We start from the raw sequence: 19,908 nt of genomic DNA, 5'->3' as shown, positions 1-19,908 counted from the left end.
GAGTTATTCCAGAGCTTGGGGCAGGTTGCCCACGTGTTACTCACCCGTTCGCCGCTAGGAGCAAGCTCCTCGCTCGACTTGCATGTGTTAAGCACGCCGCCAGCGTTCGTCCTGAGCCAGGATCAAACTCTCCATCAATGCTTTGAAAGAGATGGCCGGGCCGCCAAGCCCAGCCGATCCTGACAAGACAGATCCTCGTAAGATCGTCTGTCATTGCCAAAGGAATTTCCCACCACAACCAGAAGCACTTAAGCCCTGGCCATGGACNGGGGTTTTAAAAAATGGCACTGACTATTCGGTACGCTGTTGAGTTCTCAAGGAGCAGATGCTGCTGGGATCGCACCGCGAGGTGCTACTCCAGGCATTTCGCCTCTTACATCGTGTTTCGGTCAGGTTCGTCGCTTTTCTCTCCCTTTGGGAGGAGAGAGGCGATCCCGCCCGCTCGGTCCGCGCCTCGCAGCCCGATCCGTGTCCCGAGTGGAGCCACCNTGTTCGGTGTCTGCCGTGTCTCGCTGACAGACAGAACATNACGGGTGGATGACGGGGGGCGTCAAATCAATCGGGTCTCAGATTGTGTGATGCATATCACATCGGTGCGATGATAGCTTGACGGCGCCGTCTGATATGGGAGGCTTAGGGTTCTGCGCTCGAACAGATGAGCGGGCGGCCAGCGCGTCAGGGCGGGCCGAGCCCCTGTCGGGCACCCCCACAGGCGCAGGCACTCCGGGGCTGGCAGCGCACCCCGACCGGTCCCCGCGGGCGACCCGCGTTGCGGCCTCGGCCACGAGGTGCCGGCGCCGGGCCGCCCCCTCACGTGTCAGGGCCGGCGCGGCCGGGCCGCCCGGGGACGGCTCACGGAGGGCTCGCCCAGCAACCAGAGGCGGTACGGGAGTTCCGTACCGACCCGGATCCCGACCNGAGGACCACGGCCCACCTCGACGTCGCGCACCGGAGCCCCGCGATGGATGGTCAGCGGTCCGCCGCCGGTCAGATCGGTGCCGGTGAACCCGCCATCCACCCCCAGGACCCGGGCGAACCGGCCGGGACCGCTGGCCAGGCGCCGGGCCGCCTGGCCGCTCCCGCCCGCCAGCGGGGCCCCGGCCGTTTCGTACGGCCTCGCCACCTCACCGTGCTGGGCGTGCCGTGCGTCCTCCGGGCCCGGCGTGTCCGGTGGAGCGGCGCCCGGGTGTCCACTGCCGACCCAGACGCTCCCGGCCCGGACCAGAACCGCCGCCGCCGTCCCCTCCGGCCCGCACACGACGTTGAAACACCAGTGCATGCCGTACACGAAGTAGACGTAGGCGTGACCCGGCGGACCGAACATCACCCGGGAGCGGGGGGTGGGGCCCCGGTAGGCGTGGGACGCGGGATCGTCCGTCCCGCCGTAGGCCTCGACCTCGGTCACCCGCAACGCGACCGGCCCGTGCCGGATCGTCGTCCCGAGAAGATCCCGGGCGACGGCCAGCACGGGCCGGTCGTAGAACCACCTGTCCAGCGGGGAGTCGCTCAGCTCCCCGCCCATGCCCGGTCCCGGTCCAGCACCGGCTCCAACGCGCCGATCTGTTCCCGGACCCGGGCGGGCGCGGTGCCCCCCGGAGCGGAGCGGGCCTCCAGCGCACCCCGGACCGACAGCACCGCCCGCACGTCCGGCGTCAGCAGCGGGCTGATCACGGCGAGGTCCTCCGGGGAGACGTCGTCGAGATCGGCGTCATGGGCCACACACCAGGCGACAAGCTGACCGACCGCCTCGTGCGCCTCCCGGAACGCGACCCCGTTGCGCACCAGGTACTCCGCGACGTCGGTGGCGAGCGCGAAACCGTCCGGGGCCGCCGCGGCCAGGCGCTCACGCCGCACCCGCATCGTCGCGACCATGCCGGNCATCGCCGGGAGTACCACCAGGAGGGTGTCGACGGCGTCGAACACCGGCTCCTTGTCCTCCTGCAGGTCGCGGTCATACGCCAGCGGCAGGCCNTTGAGCGTGGTCAGCAGCCCGGTGAGGGCGCCGATCAGCCGGCCGGACTTGCCCCGGGCGAGCTCCGCGATGTCCGGGTTCTTCTTCTGCGGCATGATCGAACTACCGGTCGCGAACGCGTCGTCCAGCTCCACCNAGCCGAACTCACGGGTCGTCCACAGCACGATCTCCTCGCCGAGGCGGGACAGGTGCACTCCGGCCAGCGCCGCGATGAAGAGGAACTCCGCGGCGAAGTCCCGGTCCGACACCGCGTCCAGGGAGTTCGCGAAGGCACGGTCGAAGCCGAGCTCCGCGGCCACCCCGGCCGGGTCGAGCGGCANGGAGGATCCGGCGAGCGCGCCGGCACCNAGTGCGCTCACCGACGCCCGACGGTCCCAGTCCCGCAGCCGGTCGACATCCCGGACGAACGCCTGGACGTGTGCGAGCAGCTGGTGCGCGAACGAGATCGGCTGGGCGTGCTGCAGGTGGGTCATCCCCGGGGCGGGGGTGTCCACGTGCTGCTCCGCCAGGACCACCAGCGCCGTCGACAGCTCGGTGAGCCGCCCGGCCACCTGCCGGGCGTGGTCACGCAGGTAGAGGCGCAGGTCGGTGGCGACCTGGTCGTTGCGGCTCCGGCCCGCGCGCAGCTTCCCGCCGAGCGAGCCGAGCCGTTCCAGCAGGCCCCGCTCCAGCGCGGTGTGGACGTCCTCGTCCTCGATGGTCGGCCGGAACCGCCCCTGGGTGACCGCCTCCGACAGGTCGTCGAGCGCCCCCAGCATCGCCGTCAGCTCGTCGGCGTCCAGCAGCCCGGCGCGGTGCAGCACCCGGGCGTGCGAGCGGGAGGCGAGCAGGTCGTAGGGCGCCAGCCGCCAGTCGAACTGCACGCTGACCGACAGTCTGGCCAGCGCCTCCGCCGGACCACCCGCGAACCGCCCGCCCCACAGCCGCAGCGGTGCGGAGCCTTCCTCGGTGCGCCCGCCGTCCACGGGGTGCCCGCCGTCGGCGCCGCGTTCCGGCCCCGAGTCGCCCCGCGGCCCCCTGGGATCCATCAGTCCCCGCTCCTCACCGACCAACGGGTGCTCTCCCGGGGCCACCGACTCGATCGACGTCATGGGTGCAGCCGCTGCTCTCGGGCCGCCCAGACCTTGGTGGGCAGGCCCCACAGCTCGATGAAGCCCCGCGCGTCGGTCTGGTCGAACTGGTCACCGGCGTCGTAGGTGGCCAGGGCATGGTCGTAGAGGCTGCCGGGGCTGCGCCGACCGACGACCTGCGCGACACCGCCCGCGAGCCGGATCCGCACGTCGCCGGTCACGCCGACGCTGGCGGAGTCGATGAAGGCATCCAGCGCGGTCCGCAGCGGCGAGTACCACAGCCCGTCGTAGACGATCTCGCCCCAGCGCTGGTCGATGCCCCGCTTGAAGCGGGCGACGTCCCGCTCCAGGGTGAGGTCCTCCAGGTCGCGGTGCGCGGTGAGGAGCGTGATCGCCGCCGGGCACTCGTAGATCTCCCGGCTCTTGATGCCGACGAGCCGGTCCTCGATCAGGTCGATGCGGCCGACGCCCTGCGCGCCCGCCCGGGTGTTGAGCTCGGCGACGAGGTCCACCAGCGACAGCGCCCGGCCGTCAAGACCGGTCGGCACACCGTCGGTGAACGAGATCGTCACCTCGTCAGCCGGGCGGGCGACGGTCGGGTCCGCGCTGTAGACGAAGACGTCCTCCGGCGGCTGCGCCCACGGGTCCTCCAGGATTCCGCACTCGGCGGTGCGGCCCCAGAGGTTCTGGTCGATCGAGTAGGGCGACTTCTTGGAGACGTCGATCGGCAGGCCGCGCTCCTCGGCGAAGGCGATCGCCTTGTCCCGCGTCATCCCGGAGTCCCGCACCGGAGCCAGCACCCGCAGCCCGGGAGCCAGCGCCATCACGCCGACCTCGAAGCGGACCTGGTCGTTGCCCTTGCCCGTGCAGCCGTGGGCGATCGCGTCGGCACCGTGCTGACGCGCCGCCTCGACGAGATGTCTGACGATGATCGGCCNGGAGAGGGACGAGATGAGGGGGTAGCGGTCCATGTAGAGCGCGTTCGCCCGGATGGCCGGCGCGACGTAGGACGTCGCGAACTCCTCCCGGGCGTCCACGACGATGGATTCGACGGCTCCGCAGGTGAGGGCACGCTGGCGGATCGCCTCCAGGTCCTCTCCGCCNTGGCCGACGTCGACGGCCAGGGCGATGACCTCGGCGCCGGTCTCGGCGCCGATCCAGCCGATGGCCACGGACGTGTCGAGGCCGCCCGAGTAGGCCAGCACGACGCGTTCGGTCACTGGGTATCTCCTTAGTTCATGCGCAGTTCTCGTGGTCATCCGGCCCGGGCCGTTCGTCGCGGACCGACCGGTCCGGGCTGGGTTTCGTGGGACGGTCGTGTGCTGACCGTCAGGTACCTGTTGTCGCGGACGGGCGGAAGGTGCCGCCGCCCCTGCTCAGTTCGCGTCACCGTCCATCGCGGTCAGGCCGCCGGCCTCGGGCGCGGCACCGAGACCGGGCCGGGGATTCGGCGCCAGCACGGGCGCGGCGACCTTCACCCGGGCCCGCCCGTCAGCCAGGGACAGCAGCCGGCTGGCGAACTCCGGGCCCACCGACGGCCCCTGCGGGCCGTGCACGGCCCGGCAGACAACCAGGATCGTGTCGTCACCGGCGATGGTCCCCATCACCTCCGGCAGGGACGCCCGGTCGAGGGCGGAGGCGAACAGCTGCGCGGCTCCCGGCGGTGTCCGCAGCACCACAAGATCTCCGTTCGCCTCCGCCGAGACCAGGAGCTCCTCGCAGAGCCGGTTGAGCGGGATGCGCACGGTCTCCGTGGGAGCCAGGTTGACGTCCACCCGGTAGATGAGCACACCGTCGGGTCCGCGGACCTTCGTGGCGCCGATCTCCTCCAGGTCACGGGACAGGGTTGCCTGGGTGACCTGTACGCCCTCCGCCGAGAGCAGCCGCGCCAGCTCCGCCTGTGACCGTACCGAGCCGGCCGCGATCAGCGCGGCGAGGCGAGCCTGCCNGGCGTGTTTCGTCANGGGAGCTGCCGCGCGGATGGTCATCGCGAACCGCCACCTGCCCCCGACTCGTCGAACAGGAACGACAGCAGGGCCTTCTGGCTGTGCAACCGGTTCTCCGCCTGGTCGAACACCACGGAGCGCGGCCCGTCCATCACCCNGGCCGCAATCTCCACATCCCGGTGCGCGGGTAGGCAGTGCATGACGATCGCCTCCGGCCGCGCCACCTCGACGATCTTCTCATCGAGCCGGTACGGCTGGAAGACCAGCGCCCGCGCGTCCGACTCGTCGTCCTGCCCCATCGAGGCCCAGACGTCGGTGTACAGCACGTCCGCGCCGGCCGCGGCGTCCAGGGCGTCGTGCATCACCAGGGCTTCCCCGCCGGTGGCCGCGCCGATCTCGTTGGCGTGCCGAACCACCTGGTCGATCGGCTCGTAGCCCGGCGGGGAGGCGACATGGACCCGCATGCCGGCGAGCGCCCCGGCGAGCATCAGCGAGTGCGCCACGTTGTTGCCGTCGCCNACGTAGGTCAGCGTCAGGCCGGCCAACCGGCCACGCAGCCCACGGATCGTCTGCAGGTCGGCGAGCGCCTGGCAGGGATGCGCGTGGTCGGAGAGCGCGTTGATGACGGGCACGGTGGCCGCCGCGGCCATCCGTTCCACCCGTTCCTGCTCGAACGTCCGGATGACGATCGCGTCCACGTAGCGGCTGAGGACGGCTGCCGTGTCCTCGATCGTCTCCCCCCGCCCAAGCTGGGTGGAGGCGGAGTCGAGCACGATCGGATGCCCGCCGAGCTCGGCCACCGCCACGTCGAAGGACAGTCTGGTCCTGGTGGAGGGCTTCTCGAAGATCAGCGCGACCGAGCGGCCCTCGAGCGGGCGGGGGGCCTGCCCTCGCGCGCGCCGCGTCGCCTTGAGATGGTCGGCAAGATCCAGCAGGGCGGCCTGCTCGGATGAGGTCAGGTCCGTGTCGAGCAGGAAGTGTCGGGCCGTCATGCGCTGACCTTAGAGCTTTCACCCGACTGCTTCCGGGCCTCCGCGTCGGCCCGGGCCGCCAGGGCGCCGGCCGTGATGCCGGGCAGCGCCGAGACGAACGTGTCGACCTCCGCCTTGGTGATCACCAACGGCGGTGCGAGCCGGACGGCGTCCGCGCCGACGGCGTTCACCAGGAAGCCGGCCCGGCGCGCCGCGGTCTCCACCTCGGCCGCGTACGGGCCGTCGAACTGGATCGCGCGCCACAGCCCGACGCCGCGCACTCCGATGACCCCGGGCGCGCCGGCGGCGAGGATCCCCTCGCTCAACGACTCACCCAGCGTGCTCGCGTGCTCCAGCAGACCCTCGGCCACGATCGTGTCCAGGACGGCGAGGGCGGCGGCGCACACGACGGGTCCACCACCGAACGTGCTGCCATGGTCACCCGGCCGCAGCAGCTGGCCGGCCGCTCCGACCCCGACGCAGACACCGATGGGCAGCCCGCCCCCCAGGCCCTTCGCGAGGGTGATGACATCCGGGACGACACCGGCGGTCTGGTGCGCGAACCAGGCTCCTGTCCGGCCGACACCGCTCTGGACCTCGTCGAACACCAGCAGCGCGCCGTGTGCGTCACAGGCCGCGCGGGCAGCGGCGAGATAGCCGGGCGGCGGCGGGATGACGCCGGCCTCGCCGAGGGTCGGTTCCAGGAAGACGGCCGCGGTGCGCTCGCTCACCGCCTCGGCGAGCGCCTGGGCGTCACCGTAGGGGACGAACCGCACACCCGGCAGCAGCGGCTCGAAGGGGGCCCGCTTACCGGGCTGGCCGGTGATCGACAGCGCTCCCATGGTGCGCCCGTGGAAGGCACCCTCGGCCGCGATGATCTCGGACCGACCGGTCCGGCGACTGATCTTGATGGCAGTCTCGTTCGCCTCGGCGCCCGAGTTGCAGAAGAAGACCCGCCCGTCCACGGCCAGCAGCTCGATCAGTCGTTCGGCCAGCAGGATCTGCGGCGTGTTCACATACAGGTTCGAGGTGTGGCCCAGGGTGTCGAGCTGCGCGATCACAGCGGCCCGCACCGCCGGATGGCAGTGCCCGAGGACGCTCACCGCCACGCCCGCGATCAGGTCCAGGTACTCGCGGCCGTCGGCGTCCCACACCCGCGCGCCGGCGCCCCGGGCCAACGCGATCGCGGGCGGGCCGTAGGTGGCCATGACGACGGCGTCGCGGCGGTCGAGCAGGTCGGCGTTCACGCTTCTCCTTCGGTGAGGTCCTGATCGGTGACGCCACCCGCGGCGGGTGCGCCGGGTGCGCCGGCCGGGCGCCCGCCGTCAGCCTGGTCGGGACGGATCAGGGTGCCGATTCCCTCGTCGGTGAAGACCTCCAGCAGCACCGCGTGCGGGACCCTGCCGTCGAGTACGTGCGCCTGGGGGACACCGCCCGACACCGCCCGCCGGCAGGCCTCCATCTTGGGGATCATGCCCGCCGACAGGGANGGCAGGAGCCGCTCCAGCTCACCGACGGTCAGCTCGCTGATCACCTCGTCGCTGGCCGGCCAGTCCGCGTACAGCCCCTCGACGTCGGTCAGCACGACCAGCTTCGCCGCGCCGAGCTCCAGGGCGAGCACCGCGGCCGCGGTGTCCGCGTTGACGTTGTAGACGCCGCCGTCGAGACCGCGCGCCACCGAGGCGACCACCGGCACCTTGCCCGAGTCCAGCAGCGCGTTGATGGTCTCGGGCTGCACCTCGACCACGTCCCCGACCAGACCGACGTCCACGGGCCGGCCGTCCACCATCGCGGGGCTCCGGCGGGCCGTGAACAGGTTCGCGTCCTCGCCGGACAGGCCGACGGCGAACGGGCCGTGGTTGTTGACCAGCCCGACGATGTCCCGGTTCACCTGGCCGACGAGAACCATCCGGACGATCTCCATCGTCTCCGGCGTGGTCACTCGCAGGCCGCCGACGAACGTCGAGGGGACCCCGAGCCGCTCCAGGTGCGCGGTGATCTGCGGCCCGCCGCCGTGCACCACCACTACCCGGATGCCGGCGTAGCGCAGGAAGACGATGTCCGCCGCGAACGCCTCCCGCAGCTCCGGTCGGGTCATCGCGTTCCCGCCGTACTTGATCACCACCGTCGCCCCGTGGAAGCGGGACAGCCACGGCAGCGCCTCGATGAGCACGGTGGTCTTCGTGAGCGCTGCGTGCCCGCGGGCCCGCGCCGCCGGCCCCCGGGTGGGCGGGGCGGCCCCGGCCGCCCCGGCCCGCGAGGGCGTCGGGACGCCCGTGGTCGCGGCGGAACCTGTGTCGGTCATGTCGAGTACGCCGAGTTCTCGTAGACATAGCCGTCGGTCAGGTCGTTGGTGCGGACGGTCAACTCGATGTCGCCCGCGTGCAGATCGGCGATGATGCTGATCTCCCGCCCGGAGAGGTCGACCAGATCCCGGGACTCACCCGGAGCTCCGGAGCGGCACACCTGGACGCCGTTCATGGTCACGTCCAGCTGGTCGGGCTCGAACACCGCGGCGGTGGTGCCGATCGCGGCGAGCACCNGCCCCCAGTTCGGATCCTTCCCGTAGAGCGCGCACTTGAGCAGGTTGTTCCGCGCGATGGCCCGGCCGACCTCCAGCGCGTCCGGTTCGGAGGCCGCCCCGGTGACCGTGATGGAGATCGTCTTGGTGGACCCCTCCGCGTCGCCGAGCATCTGGCCGGCCAGGTCATCGCAGACGGCGGTGACCAGCTCGGTCAGCTCGGCCTCCGGCAGGCTCCGCCCGGACGCACCGGAGGCGAGCAGCAACACCGTGTCGTTGGTCGACAGGCAGCCGTCGGAGTCGACCCGCTCGAAGGTCGTGCGGCAGGCCTCGCGGACGACCCGATCAAGCGTCGCGGTGTCGGCGACCGCGTCGGTGGTGACCACGACGAGCATCGTCGCCAGCGACGGGGCCAGCATGGCCGCACCCTTGCCCATGCCGCCGACCGTGACGACGCCGCCCGCCCCGGCACCGACGCCCGCCGCGGAGCCGGCCGGCGGACTGGTGCGCACCGCCTGCTTGGCGACGGTGTCCGTGGTGCGGATGGCCTCGGCGGCGGCGCCACCGCCGGTCGTGGACAGCTCCACCGCCGCCTGGGTGACACCCGGCAGCAGCTGATCCATCGGCAGTCGAACGCCGATCAGGCCGGTCGAACAGACCGCGACCTCGCCCGCCCCGACGCCGAGCGCCGCGCCGACGTGCTCGGCGGTGGCGTGGGTGTCGGCGAAGCCCTCCGGGCCGGTGCAGGCGTTGGCGCCACCGGAGTTGAGCACGACCGCGCGCAGGCGGCCGCCGGTGAGCACCTGGCGGGTCCACAGCACGGGCGCCGCCTGCACCCGGTTACGGGTGAAAACGCCCGCGGCGGCGCAGTCGGGGCCGTCGTTGACGACGAGCGCGACATCCGGACGCCCGGACGGCTTCAGCCCGGCGGCGACGCCGGCGGCCCGGAAGCCCCGGGCGGCGGTAACGCTCATGTCTGTTTCCCTTCCCCTCTCGCCATCGGCCCCCCGCTCGCCGCCGGCAGGCCGGCACGGGCTCGTGGGGGCGCCGGTGTCGGCATGGGTGTTGCCATCGAGGACCGGACGGTCACGGTGCGAGGCCCTGGACGCTGAGGCCGGTGGTCTCCGGCTGACCGAGCATGAGATTGGCGCACTGGATCGCCTGGCCGGCGGCGCCCTTCGTGAGGTTGTCGATCGCCGCGACGACGACGACTCGGCCGGCCTCGGCGTCCACCGTCGCCTGCAGGTGCACGCAGTTGCTGCCGAGGGTCGAGGACGTCCGCGGCCAGCGGCCCGGCGGCAGCACCCGCACGAACGGCTCGTCGTCATAGAAGGCGCGCAGGATCCCGGTGACCGTGTCCGCGTCCGCACGGAGCCCGGTACCCAGGTCGTCGCCGGCGAGCAGCTCTGCGGACGGGCGCGCGGTGCAGGTCGCGAGGATGCCGCGGGGCATCGGCGCCAGCACCGGCGTGAAGGAGAGTGACACCGACGATCGCGCATACCGGGAAAGCGNCTGGACGATCTCGGGACGATGCTGGTGGCCGCCGACCTTGTAGGCGGTCAGGTCGCCCATCACCTCGCTGCCGAGGAGGTTGGCCTTGGCCGTGCGGCCGGCGCCGGATGTGCCGCTCGCGGCGACGACCACGAGGTCGGCCGGTTCCACCGCGCCGGCGGCGACCAGCGGCGCCAGCGCCAGGCTGACCGCGGTCGGGTAGCAGCCCGGCGCGGCGACGCGGTTGCTGACCCGGATCTCCTCCCGCGCTCCCGGCAGCTCGGGCATCCCGTAGGTCCAGGTGCCGGCATGCGGGCCGCCGTAGGCCCGCTGCCAGGCCGCCGGGTCGCTCAGGCGGTGGTCGGCTCCCAGGTCGACGACACGCACTCCGGCCGGCAGGCTGGCGGCGACCGCGGCCGACTGCCCGTGCGGCAGGGCGAGGAAGACGATGTCGGCGCTGGTGCGGGCCAGTGCCGCGGTGTCGACGAAGACGCGGCCGGCGAGGTCGGGAAGGTGCGGATGCACGTCGGTCACGTCCACACCCGCCGAGGTGTTCGCCGCCAGATCACCGATGACGATGCCCGGGTGGCCGAGCAGCAGCCGCAGCAGCTCCCCGCCGCCGTACCCGCTCGCGCCCGCAACCGCCGCAGTCACTCCCATGACTGAAAACTTATACACACCTGCCTATGAAGATTCAAGGTGCAGGCCCGGGGCGGGACACGGCGAGCCCACAGCACCCGCGGGGGATCCGCTACCGATCCGTTACGGCGAAGTAAATGACACCGATGGCCAAATAGGTCACACTCGGAGAAACACCACTCTCGGACAACGGCGTTCCGGAGCGGAAAAGGGTCGGGGTGGGCGCCCAGCGGCACCCACCCCGACTCTTCGAACACCGGCTCTTCGCACCCCGGCTTTTCGCACACCACCGCGCAGCGCACCATCCGACGCACGGCGCGTGGTCTGCCACGCAGTCGCGATCAGCTGCGCGTCGCGATCAGCTGCGCAGTACGGCCCCCGTGCGGCGGGCGGCCTCGGCCACGGCCGCGTCGCGGACGTCGTTCGCCTCCCCCGCCGTCAGGGTGCGGTCCGCGGCCCGCAGCCGCAGGCCGAAGGCGAGCGAGCGGCGCCCGGCGCCGACCTGGTCGCCCTCGTACACGTCGAACAGGGACAGCGACTCCAGCAGGTCCCCGGCGCCGGCCCGCAGCGCCTCGGTCACCGCCGCCACGGGGACCTCGGCCCCGGTCACCAGCGCGACATCCCGGTCGGCCGGTGGGAAGGTGGAGATCGCGGGCGCGGCAACCGCCGGCCGTTCAAGCGCCACGGCGGTCAGCGCGTCGAGGTCGAGCTCCAGCGCGCACGACCGCGGCGGCAGCCCGGCGGCGCCGAGCACCCTCGGGTGCAGCTCCCCCGCGTGCCCGACGACCCGGCCGTCCACCGACAGCTCGGCGCAGCGGCCGGGATGCCAGGGCATCGCGTCCCCGGCGGTGACGGCGAGCTCCACCCCGACCGCGGCGGCGACACTGTGCGCGCCGGCCACCGCGTCGCCCCAGTCGGCGGCCCGCCCCGGGCCCCACCAGCCGGCGGGCTCCCACCGGCCGGTCAGGATGGCGGCCACGTGCCGGGGCTGCGCGGGCAGGGCCGCGTCGAGCGCCAGCACCTCCGCCTCGCTGGGCCGCCGGTCGACCGGCGGCGTGACCACGCCGACGGGTCCCCGCGCCGACTCCCGGAAGACCAGGCCGCTCTCGAACAGCGCGAGATCCACCTGGCCACGGCCGATGTTGCGGCGGGCGGCCTCGATCAGGCCGGACAGCAGCGTCGTACGCAGGTAGGAGGCATCCTGGGCGATCGGGTTCGCCACCCGCACGGCCGCCCGGCGCTCGTCCCCCTCGGGCAGGTTCAGCACGTCGCCGGCGTCCTCCGCGACGAACGGCAGCGTGAGGACCTCGACGAACCCGTCGGCGGCCAGTGCCCGCCCGACCGCGCGCCGCATCCGCTGCGCGGCGGTGAGGCCCCGCCCGGCCGGCAGCAGCGGCAGGGTCACCGGGATGGTGTCGTACCCCTCCAGGCGCACGACCTCCTCGACGAGATCCGCGGGCCGGGCGAGGTCGGGCCGCCAGGACGGGACCGTCACCTCGACCGCCGCCGGCACGGCGGAGTCGGCGGAGTCGGCGGAGTCGGCGGGGTCGGTGACCGTGGCCCCGATGTCGGCCAGCCGCCGCCTGATCACGTCCACCGGATACGCACGGCCGGCCAGCCGCTCGGCCTCACCCAGCGGGAACGTGATCGTCACCGGGGCCGGCCGGTGGTCGATGTCGGTGATCCCCGGCTCGGCGACGGCCCGCGCGAACTCACCCAGCAGGTCGACCGCCCGCTGCGCGGCGACCGGCGCGAGCGCCGGGTCCACGCCCCGCTCGAACCGCCGCGAGGCCTCCGAGCCCAGTCGGTGCCGACGGGCGGTCCGGGCGACCGTGACCGGGTCGAAGTGCGCCGACTCCAGCACGATGTCCGTGGTCGAGGCGGAGATCTCCGTCGCCGCCCCGCCCATCACGCCGGCGAGCGCGATCGGGCCCGAGTCGTCGGCGATCACCAGGTCCTCGNGGTCAAGCGCGCGGTCGACCCCGTCGAGGGTGACCAGGCGCTCCCCCGCCCGTGCCCGGCGGACGACGATCGATCCGGACAGTTTCGCCCGGTCGAAGGCGTGCAGCGGCTGGCCGAGCCCCACCATCACGATGTTGGTGACGTCCACCGGGGCCGAGATCGGCCGCATCCCCGCCAGCGACAGGCGCCGAGCCCAGCTGAGCGGGGTGCGGGCGGTGACGTCGACACCGCTGACGGTCCGCGCGACATACCGGTCGCAGGCAGCGGTGTCCTCAACCCGAACCGGGTACCCGGGCACCCCGGCATCACCGGGGAGCGGACCGGTACCGGGGGCGATGCCCGCCCACTCGCCGGGGTCGTCGAAGGGAAGCCCGAACGCCGTCGCCGCCTCCCGGGCGATGCCCCGCACCGACAGGCCGTAGCCCCGGTCCGGTGTCACGGCGATGTCGAGCACCTCGTCGCCGAGGTCAAGGAGTTCCGCCACGTCCGAACCGATCGGCGTTTCCGGCGGCAGCACCAGGATTCCGCTGTGGTCGTCACCGAGCCCCAGCTCCCGGGCCGAGCAGATCATCCCCTCGCTGACGTGCCCGTACGTCTTGCGGGCGCTGATCTCGAAGCCGCCGGGCAGGACGGCGCCGGGCAGCGCCACCGGAACCCGGTCCCCGACCTCGAAGTTGAACGCGCCGCAGACGATGCCGCGCACGCCCGGCGCCGCCGTGGGTTCCGCGGCGCCGGCGCCGTCCGCCGGTGCGAGGACGGTGCCGCCCTGCCCGGCCGGCGCCTCACCGGCCGGGAGCGCGCCCAGCTCGGCGACCCGGACCTGGCACCAGCGGACGTCCTTCTTCTTCGTCTTCACGACCTCGATCGAGACGATCTCGCCGACCACCACGCCGGCCAGGTCGGAGCCGACGGTCTCCAGTCCCTCCACCTCGAACCCGGCACGGATCAGCGCCTCGGCGACAGCCTTCGCCGGCGGCAGCGGGCCGACGGCCGCACGCAGCCACGACATAACGATTCTCATCGGGTCAGCCCTCGATTCCGAACGGCAGGCCGAACCGGACGTCGCCGTCGACGAAGTCCCGGATCTCCCGGACGTCATGCCTGGTCATCGCGGCCCGCTCGAGGCCCATCCCGAAGGCGAAGCCGCTGTAGCGGGCCGGGTCGACCCCACAGGCCCGCAGTACGTTCGGGTCGACCATGCCGCAGCCGCCGGCCTCGATCCAGCCCTCGTCGGAGCAGACCCGGCAGGGCTGGCGGCCCGCGTCGCCACGGCAGGCGAAGCACTGCACGTCCAGCTCCGCGGACGGCTCGGTGAACGGGAAGAACGACGGCCGCAGCCGGGTGGACAGNCCCGAACCGAACAGCGCCTGGGCGAACACCTCCAGGGTGCCGCGCAGGTCGGCCATGGTGATGCCCTCGTCCACCGCGAGGCACTCCAGCTGCCCGAAGACCGGGGAGTGCGTCGCGTCGATCGTGTCGTTGCGGTAGGTGCGGCCCGGGCAGACCACGTACACCGGCAGCGGCCGGGACAGCAGCGACCGGATCTGGACCGGCGAAGTGTGCGTGCGCAGCAGCCGGCCGGAGGCGGCGGGCTCGACGTAGAGGGTGTCGTGCTCGCTGCGCGCCGGATGGTCGGGCGCCATGTTGAGCGCCTCGAAGTTGAACCAGTCGTGCTCGACCTCCGGGCCCTCGGCGACCTCGTAGCCCATGGCGACGAAGACGTCGGTGAGCCGGTCGGAGAGCAGGCTCAGTGGATGACGCGCGCCGCGGCGGCGGCGGTCGACGGGCAGGGTCACGTCGACCCGCTCGCCGATCAGGATCTCGGCGTCGCGGCGGGCGGTCAGCTCGGCCAGCCGGGCCTCGTAGGCGGCCCGGACCGCCGCGGTCGCCGTGTTGTGCGCCCGGCCGGCCTGCGCGCGGTACTCGCGCGGCAGGGAGCCGAGCTCACGACGAGCCAACGCGAGCGGTGCGGACTGGCCGTCGAGATGCGCGGTGCGCACGGCTGACAGCGCGTCCAGCCCGTCCGCTCCGGCGATCGCGGCGAGCGCCGCGGTGACGTCGCGGTCCAGCCGGTCGGGGTCCAGGGCTCCGAGATCCACGGGATCGGCGGTCTCGTTGGGGGCGGGCACGATGATCATCCTCATCGGTGGATGGGCGGGCCGGCGCGGCCCGCCGAACGAATGGGTCGGTTCTCCCGGGGCGCCCGCCGGTGGTGCGTCGCGCGGCCTCAGCCGAACACGGGCCCACCAGCGGGCACGGAAAATCGGAACTCCGCCCCGCCGCCCGGCGCCGTGCCGACCGAGATCGTCCCGCCATGCGCGTCGATCAGCGCCTTGGCGATGTAAAGCCCGAGACCGGTGCCGTTACCACGGCTCGCGCCGCGCCAGAACTTGGCGAACACCCGACTGGCGTTGGCCTCCGGCACGCCCTCACCCTCGTCGGCGACAGTCACCTCGACACCGGTCCGCGTTCCGCTGAGCACGACGGTCACAGTACCCGCGCCATGGCGCAAAGCGTTGTCGACGAGATTGTGAAGAACCTGATCGATCTTGTCCGGATCGACCCACATCTCGGGCAGATCGTCGGAGATCCGGACGTCGAACCGCTCCGCCGGGGCGGAGCCGGCGGCGACCTTGCCCGCGATGACCCGCCGGACCGCCGCACGCATGTCGACGATCTGCTTGCGGATCTGCACCNGCCCGGCATCGATGCGGGAGACGTCCAGCAGCTCGGTCAGCANCCGGGTGACCCGGTCGGCGTCGGTGTTGACGGTGTTGAGCATGAGCTTCTTCTGCTCGTCGGTGAACCGGTCCCACCGGGCGAGCAGGGTCGCGGTGAATCCCTTCACGCTCGTCAGCGGCGAGCGCAGCTCGTGCGCGACAGTCGCGATGAGGTCGGCGCGGTTGCGCTCGATCCGTTCCCGGCTGACGGTGTCGCGCAGGCAGAGGGCCACCCGGACGAGAACGCCCTCGGCCCGGGTGAAGCGGGCGGTGACGTTGAAGTCATGGTCGGCGACCGGCCCGGCGTAGGTCAGCCGGCGCTCCGGCTGCCCGGTGACGCGCGGCAGGTCGCGGCTGGCCTGCGAGCACTCCCACCAGTCGTTGCCACGCTCGTCGAGCAGCGGCAGGACCTCGGAGACGTGCCGCCCCACCGCATTGCGCGCGGACAGGCCGGTCACCTTGGACGCGGCGGCGTTGAACAGCTCCACGGTGCCGGTGGCGTCGGTGACGACGACCGGGTCGGGCAGCAGGTCGAGGGTCGCCGGAGAAAGCACGTCCACCGACTCCTCCGCGGTCTCGGGCTCGGACTCGTCGGCCCCGCGCGCCGCGCCGCCATCCTGGACACCATCCGCGGGAAGCCCGCTGATGTCGGTGCCGCCGCCTGAGCCGCCGGGAGCGTCGGTGAGGACGCCGTCCGGGACGACGCCGGCAGAGGCGCCGCCGGTGACATTGTGCCCGGAAAGCCCACCCCCGGGCACACCGGGCCCTGGAGTGGACGCGACGATGCGGGTCACCGCGCCCCACCTCCCCTGGCACCGGACGTAGCGGACCCCACCGCTCTCTGCGCCCGCGCCGACGCATAAAGGCACAGCGCCGACGCAACCGCAAGATTCAGTGACTCGGCCTGACCGTACACCGGGACCCGCACGGCCGTGTCCGCGGACGCCGCCGTCGCGGCGGCCAGACCCCGGGCCTCGTTACCGAAGACCCAGGCCGTCGGACCGGCGAGGGATCCCACCGCGGCGAGGTCGTCGAGGTCCTGGGCCGCGCGGCCGGACGTCGCGAGGATCTGGCATCCGGCCGCGCGCAGCTGGGCCACCACCTCGACGGCCGCCGAGGCCACCACGACCGGCAGGTGGAACAGACTGCCCGCGGACGAGCGGACGCACTTGCCGCCGAAGGGGTCGACGCTGTCACCCGCGAACACGACCGCGTCGGCACCGGCGGCGTCCGCCGAGCGGATCACGGTGCCGGCGTTGCCCGGGTCGCTCGCGCCCTCACAGATCGCGACCAGACGCGGCCGGCCCAGATCCGCCAGCCGGTGCCCGGGGAGCTCGGCCACGCCGACCAGCCCCTGCGGGGTGACGGTCTCCGACAGGGCCGACGCGGCCGCGTCGGTCACCCGGCGGACCGGCACATCCACCCCGGCCACCAGATCACCGTGCCGCGCCAGCGCGGACTCGCCGACGAACAGCTCGACCAGCGCACCGGCACTCAGCGCGGCGGTGACCGCCTGCACGCCCTCGACGAGGAACAGGCCCTCCTCGCGGCGCGCCGCCGCCCGCCGCAGTCGCCGAGCGGCTGCGACCCGGGCGGAACGGACCCCGTCGAGTGGGTCGGCGGCCCGGGCATCGCCGCTCCCCCGCCGGACGGCGGGAGATGTCGGCCGGCCCGGGGAACGGCCCAGCGGGCGGCGAGAGGACACCGGCGGGAGGCGGTGGGCTCTCAGGCCGCCGGGGCCTCGGCCACCGCGGGCAGCGCGGCACGGGCGACCTCGACGAGCGCCGCGAAGGCGGCCGCGTCGTTGACGGCGAGATCCGCGAGGATCTTGCGGTCGACCTCGACACCGGCCAGCCGCAGCCCCTGGATGAAGCGGTTGTAGGTGAGACCGTTCGCCCGGGCCGCGGCGTTGATACGGGTGATCCACAGCTGCCGGAAGTCACCCTTGCGCGCGCGACGGTCCCGGTAGGAGTAGGTCATCGAGTGGAGCATCTGCTCCTTGGCCTTGCGGTAGAGCCGCGACCGCTGGCCCCGGTATCCGCTGGCGGCCTCGAGGACCTCGCGGCGCTTCTTCTGGGCGTTTACCGCCCGCTTCACGCGTGCCATGAGGGCACCTGTCTCCTTCGTTCGTTCGCCTCCGGCCCGCCTGCCGCCCTGGACGGCTGTGGGGCCGGAGCTGTCAGCGAGCCAGCAGGCGCTTGATGCGACGGTCGTCCGCGCTGCTCACCACGACCTCGTCGAAGAGCCGTCNGGTGCGGCGGCTCGACTTGTGCTCAAGCAGGTGGTTGCGGTTGGCGCGCCTGCGCATCACCTTGCCGCTCCCGGTGACGCGGAACCGCTTGCCGGTCCCGGTGTGGCTCTTCATCTTGGGCATGATCGCATCCCTGTGGTGGATTCTCGGATGCGCGCCTGAGCGCGCCTGTGCCAGGTACCGCACGAGTGCGCACCGCTGTCGGCACGCACGTCGTCTCGGCTCCGCCCGGTCGTGACCTACACCTGGGTGGCGGTCTCACGCTGGGGCTTGGCGCTCTTGTGCGGCGCCATGACCATCGTCATGTTCCGCCCGTCCTGCTTGGGCTGGGCCTCGACGTAGCCGAGGTCGGCCACGTCGGTGGACAGCCGCTGCAGCAGGCGGATCCCGAGCTCGGGACGCGACTGCTCACGCCCCCGGAACATGATGGTGATCTTGACCTTGTCGCCGGCCTTGAGGAAACGCACGACGTGACCCTTCTTGGTCTCGTAGTCATGCGGATCGATCTTCGGTCGGAGCTTCATCTCCTTGATGACCGTCTGGACCTGGTTCTTACGAGCCTCGCGACGCTTCTGGTCCGACTCGTACTTGAACTTGCCATAGTCCATCAGCTTGCAGACCGGTGGACGGGCGGTCGGTGCCACCTCGACGAGGTCGAGATCGGCCTCCTGCGCCAGGCGCATGGCCTCCCCGATGGAAACGATGCCGATCTGCTCGCCCTCCGCGCCGACGAGGCGAACCTCCGGGACGCGGATCCGGTCGTTGATACGTGACTCTGTGCTGATGTGCTTTCCTCCGTGGCTCGACGCGCGGGCACGACCTCACCGCAGCGGAGCACCAAGCCCGGGACAACCCAGGCTCCCGGCCGACATGCCGTGGGAACGGCTCGGCCGACCGGCGACCCGGCCACCGCGCCAGCCGGTACGGCTGACGACCGGCCGGATCAGCTCCGACGGCGGCGACGGGTGGAGGGCGAACCCCCGCTTTGACCTGGCGACTGGTCCGGACGGCGTGTCTCCCGCCCGGATACCTCCGGAGCGACAGGCCGCTCCGACGGCACCCATGCACGAGCACGACGTATGGACTCGCCACCAGGTGGTCTGCAGCCCAGCGTAGCAGAGCGCCCCACGGATGCCGATCAACCATCTCCGGTGGATCAACCGCCGCCGACCGGCGAGGGCCGAACCACAGCGGGCCAGCCACCGCCCGCCGACCGGGTACCGGCCCCGCCGTCAGGTCCGGGCGCGCGCGAGCCGGCTGGCGAAACGTCCCGGAGGGCGTACTCCCCGACCGAGATGCGCCCGCACCGCCGGCACTTCGGTGGGGTCGACGACGAGCACCGCGGTCTCCGTCTCGTCGGCCTCCGCGGTACCCGCGGCCGAAGTACCGGTGTCCAGGGCGGTCGCCTCCGCAGCGGCGGCGCCCGCGGTGCTCGGGTCCGCGGTGCTCGGGTCCGCGGTGGTGGCGGCCCGCGACGACGGCGAGTCGATCACCGATCGCAACCGGCGAACGATCTCAGCGGTCATCTCGTCCACCCCGGACCGCGCGGCTCCGCGTCCCGCGCCGGCCTGGCCGCCCAGGGCGACAGCGAGGACCGGGCGCGCCGGCCGTCCCCGTTCCATCGGCTGCGCGAGCTCCGCCGGCCACACCTCCGTACCCGCCGGCAGGCCCGCCAGCACCGCGCGGATCCTGCGCCGCCCCCGGGCTCCCAGCGGCACTGGCCGCGGCCGGAGCAGACCCCCGACATCGTCGGTGACGATCACTTCGTCGGCACTGTCCCGACCCCGCTCACCCACACCGGGCCCGCCACCTCGCGGGCGGGCCGGCTCGGCCACCGGCGCCCCGGAGGAGATCCACATGGCCTCGCCGCCCTCGAACGGCCGCGGACCCCGCCACGCGTCGCCGGTCGAACCGCCGCCGGCCGCGGGGCGCACATCCAGCGTGACCGGCGCCGGGCCGCCCAGATCGATCACCACCGCGGCCAGACCCATGCGGACCGCCTCGGCACATGCGTCCGGCAGCGTCACCGGCACCGGCCGCACGGACGGCCGCCAGGATGCCATGACATCCACCGCGCTGAAGACCGGCAGCGCACCGGAGCCGGACGGGGTGCGGAGCGTGACCAGCACCATGTCGCTCTGTTTGTCCGCGCCGGTCACCGCGTCCGTTGCCAGTGCCCGGGCCTCCACACCGACGAACACCCTGGCCCCGGGCAACACGGCCGCCAGCGCCGCCCTGTCACCGGAACGCAGAGCAGCCAGCAACCCGGCGTCGGCGCGCCCGTCATCACCCTGGCCGGGTGGCGTCAGCAGGTCAGTTGACACCACACCGACTGTAGTGCCTGGTGGCACGGCCCCGGCCGGGC

The 19,908-nt window shown here is 72.8% G+C and carries 14 protein-coding genes, 1 rRNA gene and 18 pseudogenes; all 33 read right to left on the bottom strand.

The window, feature by feature from the left end; genetic code table 11:
* Nucleotides 1–138: ribosomal RNA gene (locus UG55_RS11780) — 16S ribosomal RNA — on the bottom strand; the annotation flags it as partial.
* A gap of 780 nt (nt 139–918) precedes the next feature.
* Nucleotides 919–1,522: DNA-3-methyladenine glycosylase (locus tag UG55_RS11775; RefSeq protein ID WP_242424186.1), on the bottom strand; the 604-nt coding region annotated here is incomplete at its 3' end.
* Nucleotides 1,507–1,877, bottom strand: a pseudogene (locus UG55_RS35785) (argininosuccinate lyase); the annotation flags it as partial. The pseudogene UG55_RS35785 and the gene UG55_RS11775, both read right to left, overlap by 16 nt.
* A gap of 1 nt (nt 1,878) precedes the next feature.
* Nucleotides 1,879–1,971: pseudogene (locus UG55_RS35780) on the bottom strand (hypothetical protein); the annotation flags it as partial.
* A 1-nt stretch (nt 1,972) separates the two neighbouring features.
* A pseudogene (locus UG55_RS35775) lies at nt 1,973–2,107 on the bottom strand (lyase family protein); the annotation flags it as partial.
* Nucleotide 2,108: 1 nt separating this feature from the next.
* Nucleotides 2,109–2,291 (bottom strand): annotated as a pseudogene (locus UG55_RS35770) (lyase family protein); the annotation flags it as partial.
* Between the two features lie 29 nt (nt 2,292–2,320).
* The coding region (locus UG55_RS35760) for a lyase family protein (RefSeq protein WP_242424185.1) at nt 2,321–3,063 on the bottom strand (743 nt) is incomplete at its 3' end.
* Nucleotides 3,060–3,979 (bottom strand): annotated as a pseudogene (locus tag UG55_RS11765) (argininosuccinate synthase); the annotation flags it as partial. The gene UG55_RS35760 and the pseudogene UG55_RS11765, both read right to left, overlap by 4 nt.
* 1 nt (nt 3,980) lies before the next feature.
* Nucleotides 3,981–4,145 (bottom strand): annotated as a pseudogene (locus tag UG55_RS35755) (argininosuccinate synthase domain-containing protein); the annotation flags it as partial.
* A 1-nt stretch (nt 4,146) separates the two neighbouring features.
* Nucleotides 4,147–4,262, bottom strand: a 116-nt coding sequence (locus UG55_RS35750) for an argininosuccinate synthase domain-containing protein (protein ID WP_313954606.1), incomplete at its 3' end; no start/stop codon positions are given.
* A gap of 156 nt (nt 4,263–4,418) precedes the next feature.
* Nucleotides 4,419–4,990 (bottom strand): annotated as a pseudogene (argR, locus tag UG55_RS11760) (arginine repressor); the annotation flags it as partial.
* 36 nt (nt 4,991–5,026) lie between these two features.
* A pseudogene (locus UG55_RS35745) lies at nt 5,027–5,145 on the bottom strand (ornithine carbamoyltransferase); the annotation flags it as partial.
* Nucleotide 5,146: 1 nt separating this feature from the next.
* Nucleotides 5,147–5,506, bottom strand: a pseudogene (locus UG55_RS35740) (ornithine carbamoyltransferase); the annotation flags it as partial.
* Between the two features lies 1 nt (nt 5,507).
* Nucleotides 5,508–5,980, bottom strand: a pseudogene (locus tag UG55_RS35735) (ornithine carbamoyltransferase); the annotation flags it as partial.
* Entirely contained in the window at nt 5,977–7,206 is a 1,230-nt protein-coding gene (locus UG55_RS11750; RefSeq protein ID WP_066066951.1) for an acetylornithine transaminase, read from the bottom strand. The pseudogene UG55_RS35735 and the gene UG55_RS11750, both read right to left, overlap by 4 nt.
* A pseudogene (locus UG55_RS35730) lies at nt 7,203–7,448 on the bottom strand (acetylglutamate kinase); the annotation flags it as partial. The gene UG55_RS11750 and the pseudogene UG55_RS35730, both read right to left, overlap by 4 nt.
* A gap of 1 nt (nt 7,449) precedes the next feature.
* Nucleotides 7,450–8,264: acetylglutamate kinase (gene argB / locus UG55_RS11745; protein WP_242424184.1), on the bottom strand; the 815-nt coding region annotated here is incomplete at its 3' end.
* Nucleotides 8,261–8,501, bottom strand: a pseudogene (locus UG55_RS35725) (bifunctional ornithine acetyltransferase/N-acetylglutamate synthase); the annotation flags it as partial. The pseudogene UG55_RS35725 and the gene argB, both read right to left, overlap by 4 nt.
* 1 nt (nt 8,502) lies before the next feature.
* The coding region (gene argJ, locus UG55_RS11740) for a bifunctional glutamate N-acetyltransferase/amino-acid acetyltransferase ArgJ (RefSeq protein ID WP_242424183.1) at nt 8,503–9,454 on the bottom strand (952 nt) is incomplete at its 3' end.
* Nucleotides 9,455–9,566: 112 nt separating this feature from the next.
* Nucleotides 9,567–9,991: pseudogene (locus tag UG55_RS35720) on the bottom strand (Asd/ArgC dimerization domain-containing protein); the annotation flags it as partial.
* A 1-nt stretch (nt 9,992) separates the two neighbouring features.
* A pseudogene (locus tag UG55_RS35715) lies at nt 9,993–10,631 on the bottom strand (N-acetyl-gamma-glutamyl-phosphate reductase); the annotation flags it as partial.
* Nucleotides 10,632–10,968: 337 nt separating this feature from the next.
* Nucleotides 10,969–12,571, bottom strand: a pseudogene (locus tag UG55_RS35710) (phenylalanine--tRNA ligase subunit beta); the annotation flags it as partial.
* 1 nt (nt 12,572) lies between these two features.
* Nucleotides 12,573–13,593, bottom strand: a 1,021-nt coding sequence (locus UG55_RS35705) for a phenylalanine--tRNA ligase subunit beta (protein ID WP_242424182.1), incomplete at its 3' end; no start/stop codon positions are given.
* Nucleotides 13,594–13,597: 4 nt separating this feature from the next.
* Nucleotides 13,598–13,921: pseudogene (locus UG55_RS35700) on the bottom strand (phenylalanine--tRNA ligase subunit alpha); the annotation flags it as partial.
* A 1-nt stretch (nt 13,922) separates the two neighbouring features.
* A partial coding sequence (locus UG55_RS11725) for a phenylalanine--tRNA ligase subunit alpha (protein ID WP_304440406.1) occupies nt 13,923–14,710 on the bottom strand: 788 nt, incomplete at its 3' end.
* An 89-nt stretch (nt 14,711–14,799) separates the two neighbouring features.
* Nucleotides 14,800–15,268 (bottom strand): annotated as a pseudogene (locus UG55_RS35695) (sensor histidine kinase); the annotation flags it as partial.
* A 44-nt stretch (nt 15,269–15,312) separates the two neighbouring features.
* Nucleotides 15,313–16,086, bottom strand: a 774-nt coding sequence (locus UG55_RS35690) for a histidine kinase dimerization/phospho-acceptor domain-containing protein (RefSeq protein WP_396230872.1), incomplete at its 3' end; no start/stop codon positions are given.
* Nucleotides 16,083–16,997 (bottom strand): RNA methyltransferase, encoded by a 915-nt coding sequence (locus tag UG55_RS11715; protein WP_066066941.1) that lies wholly within the window; start codon nt 16,995–16,997, stop codon nt 16,083–16,085. The genes UG55_RS11715 and UG55_RS35690, both read right to left, overlap by 4 nt.
* A 20-nt stretch (nt 16,998–17,017) precedes the next feature.
* The gene (rplT, locus tag UG55_RS11710; protein WP_066066939.1) at nt 17,018–17,398 is read right to left on the bottom strand and encodes a 50S ribosomal protein L20; all 381 of its coding nucleotides are present in this window, start codon (nt 17,396–17,398) and stop codon (nt 17,018–17,020) included.
* 73 nt (nt 17,399–17,471) lie between these two features.
* A pseudogene (locus UG55_RS35685) lies at nt 17,472–17,542 on the bottom strand (50S ribosomal protein L35); the annotation flags it as partial.
* Nucleotide 17,543: 1 nt separating this feature from the next.
* Nucleotides 17,544–17,666 (bottom strand): 50S ribosomal protein L35 (gene rpmI, locus UG55_RS35680; RefSeq protein ID WP_242424197.1); only part of this gene is annotated, 123 nt, incomplete at its 3' end.
* Between the two features lie 116 nt (nt 17,667–17,782).
* Nucleotides 17,783–18,298, bottom strand: a complete 516-nt coding sequence (gene infC / locus UG55_RS11700; RefSeq protein WP_313954605.1) for a translation initiation factor IF-3 — start codon at nt 18,296–18,298, stop codon at nt 17,783–17,785.
* A 477-nt stretch (nt 18,299–18,775) separates the two neighbouring features.
* On the bottom strand, nt 18,776–19,867 hold the full coding sequence (locus tag UG55_RS11695; protein ID WP_066067014.1) for an SseB family protein: 1,092 nt from the start codon (nt 19,865–19,867) through the stop codon (nt 18,776–18,778).
* Nucleotides 19,868–19,908 lie beyond the last annotated feature (41 nt).

This window comes from Frankia sp. EI5c (assembly GCF_001636565.1).
Taxonomy (GTDB): Bacteria; Actinomycetota; Actinomycetes; order Frankiales; family Frankiaceae; genus Parafrankia.
Note: the sequence above shows the minus strand (reverse complement) of the source record. Positions and strands in the feature narration are given on the sequence as shown.